A 14,635-nucleotide genomic window follows, 5' to 3' on the forward strand; every position below is an offset into this window, starting at 1 on the left:
AGCGTCATTAAGGTTATATAACAACTATAGCGGTTTGCTATTCTTGCATTCTAAGTATACAGCGATTAGGCTGTAAGATACTTATTAAAAAAGGCAATTGTTCTATCCCAGGCTAGGGTTGCGGCCTTCTCATCATATCTAGGTGTTGTATTATTATGAAAACCGTGATTTGCACCTTCATAAAAATGTGCTGTATGCGGGATATTATTTGCTGTGAGTACTTTTTCATAAGCAGGCCATCCAGCGTTAACACGCTCATCAAGACCACCATATTGAAGTAGTAGAGGTGCTTTTACCTCTGCCGCTTGCTCATCTTCTGGTTGTCTACCATAAAATGGGACAGCAGCAGCAAGATCTGGCACGAGTACTGCCATCATATTAGAAATCCATCCTCCAAAACAAAAGCCTACAACTGCTACCTTGCCATTACAATCTTTGTGGTTTTTGAGATGGTGAAATGCTGCTATAAAATCTTCTAGCATTTCCAGTCTATCTCTCTTGCGTTGCATTGCACGCCCCTCATCATCATTACCAGGATAGCCACCTAGTGGTGATAGTGCATCTGGAGCTAGCGATAAGAACCCTGCCTTTGCAGTACGCCTGCCTACATCTTCTATATAAGGATTAAGACCTCTGTTCTCGTGTACCACTATCACACCTGGTAATTTGCCAGAAGCATTTGCAGGTTTACTATATAGCGCCTTGATAGACTTACCTCCCTTTGGTGAGTCATAGTTTATAAATACACTTTCTATGGTAGGATCATTTTTTGGGACCGTTTGTGTAGTCTCATAATCTGGACTTATAAAACTCAAGAGCGCTGGAAGGGTCACCGCACCTACAGCAAATACCGATAATCGCTCAATAAAAACTCTGCGATCTATTTTATTGTGAGCATAGTCATCATAAAGGTCAAAAACTTCTTGTGAGATATCTTCTTTGCGTAGTGGTTTCATATAATAGGTGTTTAATTATTATGAGTTAATCGAGTCCTCCTTTTCTTATTGGAGAACGAGGCGTAGGCCATTCTCTTTGTTTACCAGACCTTCTATCTAGTGGGAGCACTGCTTGCTCACGAGAGGTAAATTCTGGATCTTCACTAGCCATATATGTAAGTATTGCAGTAAGGATTACATTATTGCGTACATCATCAAAAACTATTTTGTCATAAGTGTCACGGTTAGTGTGCCACGTATAATTCCAGTACGACCAGCTCAAACTACTGAGACTAAACCCTGGAGCTCCAGCAGCTTGAAATGAAGCGTAGTCTGACCCTCCTCGTGCTGGCGCACCAGGAAATGTAGTTTCTATCTCATCTGTTATTTCCTTAGGTACAGCATTTAGCCATCTGTTTAAATAATCGTAACTACGTAAGAAACCGCCACCATTAAGGCGCACAACACGACCTGTGCCATTATCTTGATTAAATGATGCTTGCACTTTTGCCACAATTTCTGGGTGATCTTCTACAAAGGCTCTTGAGCCATTAAGCCCTTGTTCTTCACTTCCCCAATGACCTACTAGTATAGTACGTTTTGGGTTAGGATAGATTTTTTTAAGTACACGCATAGCTTCCATCATTACAAGAGTACCCGTTCCATTGTCTGTAGCTCCTGTACCGCCATCCCAAGAATCAAAATGTGCCGATAATATGACATACTCCTCTGGCTTTTCTGTCCCCTTTATTTCTGCTATGGTATTAAATGTGGGCACGGTGCCCAGTTCTTTTGAGATTGCTGTAATATTTATTTTAGGAGTATTACCAGATTCAGATAGTCTATAAAGCATACCGTAATCTTCTAGTTCAAGATCTACGGTAGGTATTTCTTTTGTTCTAGCACTAAATATCTTATTAACTCCAAAACCTCTTGACCAGTTAGAAGTCACGATACCTACGGCTCCTGCATTTTCTAATGCTTCTGGTAAACCTCTACTAGTGTATCCCGTGCGCTGTATGTTGTCATTCCATAAGTTTGATAGAGAGTCGCGTTGTTTTTTCATTTTGGCAAACGATTTTTCGGTAGCAAACTCTTCCCAGTTATAATCTGGGCGTCCCGTGATTTGCGGTTTTGAAATAAGAACAATCTTACCCTTTACTGTTGGCAGCCATTTTTTAAACTCCGTTGCGTTTTTAATAGTAGGTAGGGTGATAACCTCTGCAGTAACACCTTCCTTTGAAGTACTTGGATTCCAGGCTAGTTGCGTACCTCTTAAACTCTGTACTCTGGGCTCAAGCATATCTATGTGAGAAATTCCTCGTTCCCATCCTCGCCATTCTCCCCATTGCTCATTGCGAGCCTCTATACCCCAAGATGCATATTGTTGTACAGCCCATTCATTTGCAGCTTGCATTTGTGGTGTACCCACAAGTCTTGGGCCAAGTACATCTGTGATCTGGTGGGCAAGCGATTCTAACTGTGAATTTTGTGTGGCTTCCTTTATTAAAGCCTGCACCGTAGCATTGTCTCTTTGAGCTGTGAGTATTGAGCCCATAAGCATACAAAGTACAAGTGAAGTAATACGTATTTTCATTTGGATTGATTTTAGACGTAGAAGTTACGAATGATAAATCAAACTCAATTAGAAAAAGAGGCAATTAACCTCATATATGCTTTGTAATGACTAGCTGGTGCTTAAAATTTAAGGGATTAAATTTACGCTTTCGCGAAAGCGTAAATCGCCCTACTCATTAGTGATAATCACGTTCTCACCATTCTCTTGGTATGAGATTTTAAAGCGATTTGTTTTAAGGTTTGCTTGTAATACCACCTTGTTTACATCATTTGACCACGTGATATGCATTTCGCTTGCAGTACTGTTTGATATAGCCATCGTACCATTAAATGCAGGAGATGTGTTACGTAATCGTAGCATCGCTAGTTGCATTTGTACCACTGGTTTCTGTAAGCCAGATGTAATATCTTCTTGAGTAAGAGTTGTACGGTTAATCTCTTTATGACCACCTGTGCCGGCAGCGTCTGCGGCGGCATAGTCATTTTTACCTGCAAAGAGGTCTAGGTACCACACCTGTGGGATACCTGGCATAAAAATTTGTAACGCTCTTGCCAATAGTAGCTTATTATCATCTTCACCTAGCGCACTGTAAAAGGTTGCATTTACTTGGTAGTATGAGATTTTATTACCCTCTGGGTCGTATATATTTTTAACACGACCACCACGGTCAAGTATCGTATCTATAATATGCTCAATTTCTTTGTCTTTAAGTAGTCCTTGGTGTGTATTTCCTTCTTTATCTATGATGCCCTTAAGGTCTAAAACAGGAATCCCGTCGTGGCAACCTAGCATATTTACTGTCTTATAGCCCTTTGCAACAACTTCTGTTGCCCATTTTGTGAGCGCCGTATTATCACCAGTCTCAATGGTATGAATCACTAGACCCGGAAAGAAAAAATCATAAATCTGATATCCCTCGCTTGCCACCTCGTCGTGTAGACCTAGTCCATACTCTGAGTGTATTTCTGGTAAAAGGGTAAGATCATACTTTTCGGCAATCTGGCGTATGCGCTCTAAGTAGGTCCAGGTGCCGGGTTTATTAAAAAAATTAGTCTGTCCTACTTCTTTATGTAAGTAAGCAAAGGCATCAAGGCGTAGTATCTTACATCCAAAACTTGCCACCTTGCGCAGTGTTTCATCATAAAAATCCCATACTTCTGGCGCATTTGCATTTACATCCATCTGGCCCAGGTATGATCTATTTTTATGTACTATGTTTAATACATCTTGCTTGTGGGGTTGTACGCTTTCGCGAAAGCGTAATTCCTCTAGTATTCCTCCTGCCTCAATGGTATCATTAATAAGTGTTATAGCGTGATCTTTATCATCTTGTGATAGATCTAGATGTGCTATGTCTTCAAGAGTAATGGGTTGTAGGGTGATTTTTTGGTAAAAAGTATTCCAGTAAGGGCGCTCTGTGCCGTCTGGAAAAAGTACGTTAAGCACAGGTAGGCCTGGCTTACGCATAAATAGCTTGTCGAGATATTGTTTTTCTGGAACTGCAACGCCATCTTTATAACTTGCGGTATGATTTTTCCAGAAGTTATTCCAGTCTATAAAGAAGTCTTTATAAGGTGATGCGTCACCGTTTTTTAATATATCCTTAAACTGTGGAGAACCCACAGAAAGGTGGTTGAGCACAATATCAAATTTGAGCATAATATCTAGCTCTTTAAGTGCGTCAAGATCTGCTTGAGAGACAAGCTCTTTATTAATATTGTAATCTACGATAGAAAACCCTCTGTCTAAATCACTATTAAAAAAGGTAGGTAAGACGTAAAATAGTGAAAATACATCCTTAAGCGCTGGTTTTTGAAGCAATGTTACGATATCACTGAGGTTAGTACCTATGCTATCTGGATATGCGTTAAGCATAACGCCGTTAGGGATTTGCGAAGTATTTTTTGCCATATCGGTAGTTCTTTGTGTTAACAGGTAAAGACCGTGTTTGAGTAGCTAAAAATAAAGAATCTTAGCTAGTCACAAATAGATATGCACCTACAATTATAATCTTGTATGCTACTTTACCCGTACTAAGCTATAAAAAGAAGTTACAGCACTAAAAGTCCTTTTTCTTTAAGTGTTTCCAGAGGTTTTGAAAACCAAAAAAGCTCAAAGTGCTCAAACTGTTCTTCATACGAGCTTTTAAGTTTTGAGAAAGTCATTAACTGCTCACTCTGAGGGATTAGAGCCGGTAGTATAGCAATAACCCATCTCGCTTCTTCCTCACTGAGAGTAATCGTAAACTCGTCACTTGTGGTGTGAAATAGGAGTGTGGCAAGCTGTCTCTTTTTCTTTGAGAAGTAACTCACGATAGGCGTTGTACCTATCCAAACTATTTTTGCCGTAGGTTTTACACTTAGTTTTGCCTCTGTGTTGAGACAGTCTTCTATGTAATATGGATCTATAGTAGATGGAGGGATATGAAAATCAAACCAGTCTTGTAACGGCATCTCAAAGCCTATACCGTGCATATAATTAAAGAGCGATTTCTTGAGTCCGTAGCTAAAGCTAGCGTGGTCCATCCCTGTGCTATCTGTAAAGTCTACATCATTATTTGCAAAGGTAATCTCGTTATAATGGGGTGTCACTCCATATGCTTCTGGATCTTGCCCCACAGGACTGTGAGCTGTGAGCGCAAACTGATGCCAAAATCCAGATTGTATAATACCTAGTTCAAAGAGCTGTCTCACCATCTCAAGGCTATCTACCGTTTCTTGTACCGTCTGTGTGGGATATCCATACATAAGGTAGGAGTGCACCATAATGTTTGCCGCTGTAAAATTACGAGTAACTTGTGCCACTTGTGCAACCGTCACGCCTTTGTCTATAAGTTTAAGTAGCCTATCTGAAGCTACTTCAAGCCCTCCAGACACGGCAATACATCCAGATTCTTTAAGAAGTAGACATAGATCTGCAGTAAAGTTTTTTTCAAATCTAATATTTGTCCACCAGGTTACTACAAGCCCTCTGCGCAGTATTTCTAATGCTACGGCTTTCATAAGAGCTGGAGGAGCAGCTTCATCTACAAAGTGAAAACCGTTTTCGCCCGTTTGAGTGATAAGCGCTTCCATACGGTCTACAAGCGTGCGTGCTGCAACAGGTTCATAAATCTTTATGTAGTCTAGTGAGATATCACAAAAAGTACATTTACCCCAGTAGCAGCCGTGTGCCATTGTGAGCTTGTTCCACCTGCCATCACTCCACAGGCTGTGCATAGGGTTTGCAATCTCTATCACAGAGATATACTCATCTAGTAGTAAGTCATTATAATCTGGAGTTCCTACTTGTGCTTGCTTATAGTCTTGTCTTGCCGTGTTATTTTTATAAACCACAGCAGCATTTTCTATGAGAAGCGTACGTTTATAGGTTGGGTTTTCTACTTTATGTATCACTGCATCTATGAGCAGTGCAACAGGTAGCTCGCCATCATCTAGGGTGATAAAATCTATAAACTCAAAAACTCTAGTATCTGTAATAGAGCGCAGCTCTGTGTTAGGAAATCCACCGCCCATAGCCACTTTTACTTCCGGGTAATTTTTTTTGATGTAAGCACCACATCTCAGGGCGCTGTATAAATTTCCGGGAAAAGGTACTGAGAGTAGTATTAGTTTTGGAACGCTTTCGCGAAAGCGGGCTTCTAGCAACCCAATTGTTATCTCATCTATATATGTGAGTTCTTGCTGTAACTCATTATATAACTCATCAAAGTTATTTGCGCTTTGACCTAGACGTTCTGCATATCTACTAAAGCCAAAATTTGGGTCCACACATTCTACTAGAAAATCTGATAAATCTTCTAGATACAAGGTAGCAAGATGCTTTGCTTTGTCTTGCATTCCCATCTCACCAAAAGCCCAAGAGAGATCATCTAGTTGCTCAAAACGAGAGGCACGCGGTAAAAAGTTATCTGTACAAATGAGTCTAGCAAGCGTCTGGTTTTTACCTTGTAAGAAGGCAATTATTCTATCTAGCGGTTGCACGTACTGCGTACTAAGTGCGAGTATGCGCTGTGCATTTTCTGAGAGTGATAGGTCTTGTGTTTTTACACTATCAAATATTTTTTGAAAACTATCACTGGTAAATAAATTGAGTATTACCTCAATACCCAAATCCATCTGGTAGCTTGTAATATCTATAGTATTAAGAAAACCTTTTATGTATGCTGTTGCCGGGTATGGCGTGTTAAGCTGTGTAAAGGGTGGTGTTATGAGTAATACGTCTTCCAATAGATTGAGAGGCTCTTTTGTGAGGTGCAAAGATAGTTTAATATCTTACTATCGTTGGGCTGAGATTATTTCTCCTACGGCTTTTTGATACTTCATAGGGTTGCTTGCTTTTTTTATAGCCTTAAAAACCTTCTGTGGGTTGTGTGTAGATTGTGCAAAAAACTCCCAGAAGCCTTGCATTTTCATTTTGATAGGAGTGGGACCAGAGAGGGCAGCATCATATTGTGTATAAATCTCATCGTGAAATTCTCTAAAGATTGCCCATCTATTTTCTGGGTAGGCAGTAGTATCTACCTTAATCATACTTGGTAAAAAAGGATCTGCGATAAGACCGCGACCTATCATAAAATGTTCGATAGAAGGGAAGCGCTCTCTCATTTTTCTAAACTGTGCTACCGTCGTGATATCACCGTTGTAATATAATTTGTGTTTTGCCGTGTCTATGCATTTTTGAAAACCTTCAAGATCTACACCGCCTTTATATAATTGCTTACCTAGACGTGCGTGTATAGCCACACTCTTGAGCGGGTATTTTTCAAGAATAGGAAAAGAATTAATAATCTCTTCTGGACTTTCATAACCTAGTCGCATTTTCATTGAGATGGTAACATCTGTTTCCGTATGCGCCCTGTCTAGTATGTGGTCTATTTTTTTTGTATTGCAAATAAGTCCAGATCCCATACCGCTTTTTGTGACCATAGGATAGGGACAGCCTAGATTCCAGTTAAGTTCTTTATAACCTAGCGACTGTATATATTTAATTACAAAAATAAAGTCATCTGGGTCTGCAGTCATTACTTGCGGGATGACCTCTAGCGATGTGTTTACTTCTGGATTTAAGTCTCGCTGGTAAGAGCCTTTTATAACTTGTTTTTTATTAAGTCGTATGTAAGGAGCATAGTAAGTGTCTATACCTCCAAAATATTTTTGTTGTGCATTGCGAAAACGAAAATCTGTAAAGCCCTGCAAGGGCGAAGAAAGGAGGTGGTAACTCATTAAAACTAGTATCTGCAGCGAAGATAATTTTAATACACCTTAGTCTCGTTATTTTGCACAAAAAGTTACACCCCTATGTATGACATTGTGCCTTACATAGGGGTGCAATAATAATAGGTGTTATCTCGGCTATATCTTAACGAGCATCTTACCGGTGTTTTTACCATCAAAGAGGTCTATAAACGCTTGTGGTATATTTTCAAAACCTTCTACAATAGTATCTTCGTGGTGCAGTTTACCTTCTCCGTACCACTTACTAAGTTGTTGTACCCCTTCTGGAAAAGAATCCATATAATTAGACACTATAAATCCTTGCATTAAGGCACTATTCTTTATTAAAAATACCTGCGGACTCACACCCGTAGGTACTTTATTGTCATTATACACGGCAATTGCACCACAGTTTATAATACGTGCTTTCTGGTTAATATTAAAGAATACAGCGTCAGAGAGTTCTCCTCCCACGTTATCCCAGTATACATCTACACCATCTGGGCAGGTTCTCTGTATAGCAGCGTTTAGATCATCTTCTGTGTTGTAATTGAAGCCATCGTCATAGCTAAAATCTTTTTTTAGCTTTTCTATCTTTTCATCAGAGCCTGCAACACCTACCACACGGCAGCCTTTTATTTTTGCTATTTGCCCTACGATACTTCCTACGGCGCCTGCTGCACCAGATACGAGTATGGTTTCTCCTTCTTTAGGTTTTCCTATTTCTTTAAGGCCAAAGTATGCAGTAAGACCGGTCATACCTAGAGTACCAAGATATGCGGGTAGGGGAGCATTGTCTTTTGACACTTTATGTAGTTCTTCTCCAGTAGATTTCTGTACCTCTTTCCAGTCTAGCATCCCAGATACATAATCTCCCTCTTTAAAGTTGTCATTTTTGGTCGCTATAACTTTTGCCACTACACCAGAGTGTATAGGCTTATTAAGCTCAAATGGCGGCACGTAAGATTTGGCATCTTGCATTCTTCCTCTTAAGTAAGGATCAACAGAGACGTATGCAGTTTCTAAGAGTATCTCACCATCATTTATTTCTGGCACTTGCTCTTCTGTAAATTCAAAATCACTAGATGACGGTTTGCCGCTCGGTCTATTTTTAAGTAGTATAACTTTTGTAGTATTCATATCTATTTAGTTTTAATTTAAAGTACAAGTTGTGTTGTATAATTCCTATTCCCTAGGTGATATTAGGTTTTATTTAACGCCGGTTGTAAATATGAAGTTAAGGTACTTTTGAGATGGGGTTTTATTACGCTTTCGCGAAAGCGGACTCACAACCTATAAAAGTAATTGTACTATTGAGAACAAAAAAGCCGCCTGTCAAGAGGCGGCTTTAGCAAGTATCTCACTAAAAATTGTGAGATGCAGGTGGTGGCTTATTCAAGAGTTACAACGAGATCATCTTGAGACACCATTGTTCCATCTGTTACGATTATAGATTGTACTGTACCATCTTTAAAGGCAACAACGGTAGTTTCCATTTTCATAGCTTCTATTATAAAAAGTGGGTCATTTTCTTTTACTTCTTGCCCTTTTTTAACCAGTACTTTGTAAAGAGAGCCTTGTAATGGAGCGCCTATGTGGTTTTCATTATCTGGATCGATTTTTATGTTTTCTACCTTTTTGATATTAAGAGAAGTATCGTGTACCTCTACAAAACGGTTTTCTCCATTTACTTTAAAGAATACCGTGCGCATCCCCTCATCATTAGGAATACCAATAGAGAGTAATTTGATGATCACCGTTTTTCCAGGTTCTAGCTCAATAAGTGTTTCTTCACCTAGTTTCATACCAAAGAAGAAATTCTTAGTAGGTACGAGCGCTAGGTTACCGTATTTCTTATAGTTTTCGTGTGCTTGCTCAAAAACCTTTGGGTACAGCATATATGATAGAAAATCTTCTATCTCTAGTGGCCTGGTAAACCCTTTTTGGAAGGTCTCTGTAAAGACTTTATACTTCTTATCAAAATCTACTGGTGCTAGGTGTGCATTAGGTCTATCTGTATAAGCTTCTTTATTTTTTAAGATAATAGCTTGTAGCTTTTTTGGGAAACCACCTACTGGCTGACCTAGATCTCCTTTAAAGAAGTTTATAACAGACTCTGGGAAGGAAATGGTATCACCACGCTCCATCACATCTTCTGGTGTGAGGTTATTGGTCACCATAAAAATGGCCATATCACCTACCACCTTAGAACTAGGCGTAACCTTTACTAGGTTGCCAAACATTTTATTTACAGCGGCATACATCTTTTTTACCTCAGTAAACCTATCTGCAAGACCTAGAGCAGTTGCCTGAGGGCGCAAGTTTGAGTACTGCCCACCTGGAATCTCGTGCTGAAAGACTTCTGCCGTTCCGGCTTTAAGTCCAGACTCAAAAGGGTAGTAGAGCTCACGCGTATCTTCCCAATAATTTGAAAACTGATTGAGTTTTTCCATCTCAAATGGGTGTTCTCTATCTTGATACTTAAGCATCTCTACTACAGCATTAAAGTTAGGTTGAGAAGTTAATCCAGAAAGTCCTCCTAGAGCTACATCTACCACATCTACATTTGCCTCAATGGCCTTGAGGTAAGTAGCTGTTTGTAAAGAAGATGTGTCGTGTGTGTGCAGGTGTATAGGTACATTTACCGTGTCCTTAAGCGCTGTAACAAGTTCTGTCGCTGCATATGGTTTTAATAATCCTGCCATATCCTTAATGGCAATCATATGTGCCCCAGCATTTTCTAGATCTTTTGCAAGTTGCGTGTAATATTTGAGGTTGTACTTAGTTTGCTTAGTATCTAGAATATCTCCCGTATAACTTATGGCACCTTCGGCTATTCCTCCTGTAAGATTACGCACGTATTGTATACTAGGTTCCATCGCTTTTACCCAGTTAAGAGAGTCAAAAATACGGAAGAGGTCTACACCATTCTCCCAAGACTTCTCTACAAACTTTTCGATAAGGTTATCTGGATATGCTTTGTAACCCACTCCATTAGATCCACGAAGGAGCATCTGGAACAAGATGTTAGGTACTGCCTTGCGTAACTCTCGTAAACGTGTCCAAGGGCTCTCGTGTAAGAATCGCATACATACATCAAAGGTTGCACCTCCCCATACTTCCATACTAAAGGTGTTAGGGTGATTTTTTGCAAAACTTGATGCTACTTTGAGCATATCATAAGAGCGCATACGCGTTGCCAGTAAAGACTGGTGTGCGTCACGCATTGTGGTATCTGTAAAGTGTATTTTTTTCTCCTCTAGTAACCACTTACAAAATGCCTCTGGACCTAGCTCTGTAAGCATATCTTTTGTCCCTTTTGGAAACGGATCAGACAGACTGTAGAGCGGTACTTTAGGGTTTGTAAATACCTTTTTTGGATCTTTTGTTTTTACATCACTATTGCCATTTACACTCACATCTGCCAGAAACTGAACAACCTTAGACGTACGGTCTTGAGAGAGTTTAATATTAAATAGGGAAGGAGTATTCTGAATGAAATTTACCGTGGTCTCTCCATTTTTAAAAACGTCTGTCTGTATGACATTTTGCAGAAAATGAATGTTAGTCTCTACACCACGTATTCTAAATTCTTTTAAGGCGCGCACCATCTTACGTATTGCACCATCCAGCGTTCTTCCGTGAGCAGATACTTTTACAAGCATTGAATCAAAAAACGGACTCACTTTATACCCTTGATAAATGCTACCGGCATCTAGGCGTATACCCATACCAGAGGCGCTACGGTAGGTTGTTATCTTTCCGTAATCTGGTGTAAATTTATTAGTAGGGTCTTCTGTAGTAAGTCTACACTGTATGGCAAAGCCGTAAGTACCTATAGACTCTTGTCCATAAATCTTTATCTGCTTATCTGATAGTTTATAACCGCCAGCCACAAAGATTTGTGTCTTTACAAGGTCAATGCCTGTAACCATTTCGGTTACTGTGTGCTCTACTTGTATACGTGGGTTAACCTCGATGAAGTATATATTATCATCTGCATCCACAAGAAACTCTACGGTACCTATATTGTTATAATTAACCTCTGTAGCAATAGCTACAGCATACTTATAAAGGTTATCGCGTAGCGTTTGTGATAAGTTATATGAAGGAGCCATCTCTACAACCTTCTGGTGCCTGCGTTGTACAGAGCAATCACGTTCATAAAGGTGTCTTATATTACCGTGTGTGTCTGCTACTATTTGTACTTCTATATGTTTTGGGTCTTCTACATATTTTTCTAAAAACATTGTATCATCTCCAAAAGAGTTGAGCGCCTCATTACGTGCAGAGTCAAAACTAAGCTGTAAATCTTCTTCCTTACGTATGATACGCATACCGCGACCACCGCCACCAGAGGCAGCTTTAAGCATTACTGGGTATCCTATTTTTCTAGCTTCACTTAGGGCAGTTTCTAGTGAATCTAAGTCTTTTTTATTACTCTCTATTATAGGTACTCCACAAGATTGTGCTACTTTTTTTGCGGTGATTTTATCACCTAGTGCATCCATTACTTCTGGCTCAGGGCCAATAAATATAATACCATTTTTTGCACATCTTCTTGCAAATTCTGAGTTTTCAGATAAGAAGCCGTAGCCGGGGTGAATGGCATCTACATTTTTAGATTTTGCTAGATCAATGATTTGATCCATATCTAAATAGGGTTTGAGCGGCTCATTATTTGCTCCTATCTGGTAAGACTCATCTGCTTTGTTGCGATGTTGTGAGTATCTATCTTCATAGGTGTAGACAGCTACGGTTGCAATATTAAGTTCTGTACAGGCACGTAGTACTCTAATTGCAATTTCCCCGCGATTTGCGACGAGGACTTTTTTAATTTTCATTGTGTAAAATAGGTTGTTGTGTTACGAAATCGTTGTAGTAGTAGGGTACAAAAAAAGCCACTTCTATAGGGAAGTGGCTTCTGTTGATATTAAATTTTCGCGCAAGCGAATACAAATACATTTAAGTCATTTTCAATACGTAATCTAGTACACATAGTTTTAGTGACTTAAAAAAATATATTATCCGTCAAAGCGGTATTTACCATTTTCTTCAACATCTGCAGCAATTTGGTTGCGCAGTGCGATTACATTAGGCTGGTTTGTATACTTTGTAAAACGTTTAAGTCCCATAAGCATCATACGTTGCTCATCACCTTCGGCAAAAGAGATAATAGCTTCTTTTGCTTTAGTCTGGATGATATCTACAGCGTTAAATAGGTATAGTTGAGACATTGCAACTTGTGTTGCTTGACTATCTAGACCAGTGCGCTTAATGTTTTTCTCAGTACGTAGTATAGCACTCTCTGCCATATAGATTTCTATAAGAATATCTGCAGCTGCCATAAGTAGTTGCTGATTTTTCTCTAGCTCTGTTCCAAACTTTTGAGCTGCAGATCCTGCAACCATAAGGAATACTTTCTTAAGGCTCTTGATAAGTGCTTTTTCTTCAGAAAGTGTCTCAGAGTAATCTGGAGTGTCAAAAGAAGGGATACCCATAAGTTCATCCTTTACAGCCATTGCTGGTCCCATAAAGTCTACGTGCCCTTTCATTGCTTTCTTTACCATCATACCTACAGCGAGCATACGGTTAATCTCATTTGTACCTTCATAGATACGAGAGATACGTGCATCACGCCAAGCAGACTCCATAGGAGTATCTGCACTGAAGCCCATTCCTCCAAAGATCTGGATACCTTCATCTGTAGTATTCTGTACATCTTCAGATACTGCAACTTTAAGGATAGAACACTCTATAGCATACTCCTCAACACCTTTAAGCTCTGCTTCTTGGTGTGAGTTACCCTCTGCCTGACGCATAGCGATACGATCTTCAATGTTTTTGGCAGCACGGTAAGATGCAGACTCATCTACATATACGTTTGTAGCCATAAGCGCAAGTTTTTGCTTAATTGCTCCAAAGTTTACAATAGGAGTTTTAAACTGTACACGCTCTTTTGCATACGTTACAGCCTCATTTATCACACGTCTCTGTGCATCAAGACAAGCAGCTGCAAGTTTAATACGACCTACGTTAAGTGCGTTCATCGCGATTTTAAAACCGTTACCACGGTCAGAAAGCATATTCTCTACAGGTACTACTGTATCATTAAAGAATACCTGACGAGTAGAAGAAGAGTGTATACCTAATTTCTTTTCTTCTTCACCTAGTGTGATTCCATTAGAAGGATCATTTTCTACGATAAATCCTGTAATGTTTTTATCATCTTCTATTCTAGCAAAAACGATAAACAGGTTACAGAAACCGGCGTTAGAAATCCACATTTTTTGTCCAGAAATCTTGTAGCTCTTTCCATCTTCAGATAGAACGGCTTTTGTTTTTCCAGAGTTTGCGTCAGATCCTGCACTAGGCTCTGTAAGACAGTATGCTCCAAACCACTCACCAGTAGCAAGTTTTGGCACATATTTCTTCTTTTGCTCTTCGTTACCATAAAGTGTGATAGGCATTGTACCTATTCCAGTATGTGCTCCAAAGGCAGTACTAAAAGATCCAGTAGCTCCAGAAATGTAATCACAAACAAGCATTGTAGATACAAATCCCATCCCAAGACCATCATACTCTTCTGGTACAGCAACACCTAGTAAACCTAGTTCACCAGCTTTGCGCATAGTCTCCTCTGTGTATGCATAATCTTTCTTTTCAAAACGCTCCCAGTGTGCCCAAAGATCGCGGTCTACAAACTCTCTTGTAGATTCACGCATCATCTTTTGCTCTTCATTAAGATCTTCCATTGTGAAGACTTCTTCACAAGCTGTTTCCTTTACGATAAATTGACCACCGCGTAGGATATCATTTTTTGTTGTTTCTGTGCTCATTGCTATTGCTAATTAATTTTTTTCTTTCTCTTTTAGAAATATGTACTATAATTTTTTGTTTTTACG

The 14,635-nt window shown here is 39.5% G+C and carries 8 protein-coding genes; all 8 read right to left on the minus strand.

What is annotated here, in order from left to right; translation table 11 throughout:
• Nucleotides 1-65: 65 nt before the first annotated feature.
• Nucleotides 66-956: a dienelactone hydrolase family protein gene (locus ACFO5T_RS13380; protein WP_380035298.1), complete on the minus strand. Its 891-nt coding sequence runs from the start codon at nucleotides 954-956 to the stop codon at nucleotides 66-68.
• A 25-nt stretch (nucleotides 957-981) separates the two neighbouring features.
• Nucleotides 982-2,532 carry a M20/M25/M40 family metallo-hydrolase gene (locus ACFO5T_RS13385; protein WP_380035301.1) on the minus strand — a complete coding sequence of 517 codons (1,551 nt, stop codon included), beginning with the start codon at nucleotides 2,530-2,532 and terminating at the stop codon, nucleotides 982-984.
• A gap of 150 nt (nucleotides 2,533-2,682) precedes the next feature.
• A complete protein-coding gene (locus ACFO5T_RS13390; protein ID WP_380035303.1) occupies nucleotides 2,683-4,425 on the minus strand; it encodes an alpha-amylase family protein in 1,743 nt (580 codons plus the stop codon).
• 140 nt (nucleotides 4,426-4,565) lie between these two features.
• On the minus strand, nucleotides 4,566-6,743 hold the full coding sequence (locus ACFO5T_RS13395; protein WP_380035306.1) for a B12-binding domain-containing radical SAM protein: 2,178 nt from the start codon (nucleotides 6,741-6,743) through the stop codon (nucleotides 4,566-4,568).
• 48 nt (nucleotides 6,744-6,791) lie between these two features.
• On the minus strand, nucleotides 6,792-7,739 hold the full coding sequence (locus ACFO5T_RS13400) for a tRNA dihydrouridine synthase (protein ID WP_380035309.1): 948 nt from the start codon (nucleotides 7,737-7,739) through the stop codon (nucleotides 6,792-6,794).
• Between the two features lie 129 nt (nucleotides 7,740-7,868).
• Complete coding sequence (locus ACFO5T_RS13405) at nucleotides 7,869-8,870, minus strand: NADP-dependent oxidoreductase (protein ID WP_380035312.1); 1,002 nt, start codon at nucleotides 8,868-8,870, stop codon at nucleotides 7,869-7,871.
• A gap of 251 nt (nucleotides 8,871-9,121) precedes the next feature.
• Entirely contained in the window at nucleotides 9,122-12,574 is a 3,453-nt protein-coding gene (locus ACFO5T_RS13410; protein ID WP_380035315.1) for a pyruvate carboxylase, read from the minus strand.
• A 180-nt stretch (nucleotides 12,575-12,754) separates the two neighbouring features.
• Complete coding sequence (locus ACFO5T_RS13415) at nucleotides 12,755-14,569, minus strand: acyl-CoA dehydrogenase family protein (RefSeq protein WP_380035318.1); 1,815 nt, start codon at nucleotides 14,567-14,569, stop codon at nucleotides 12,755-12,757.
• Nucleotides 14,570-14,635 lie beyond the last annotated feature (66 nt).

It is taken from the genome of Dokdonia genika (assembly GCF_042652845.1).
GTDB classification, from domain to species: domain Bacteria; phylum Bacteroidota; class Bacteroidia; order Flavobacteriales; family Flavobacteriaceae; genus Dokdonia; species Dokdonia donghaensis.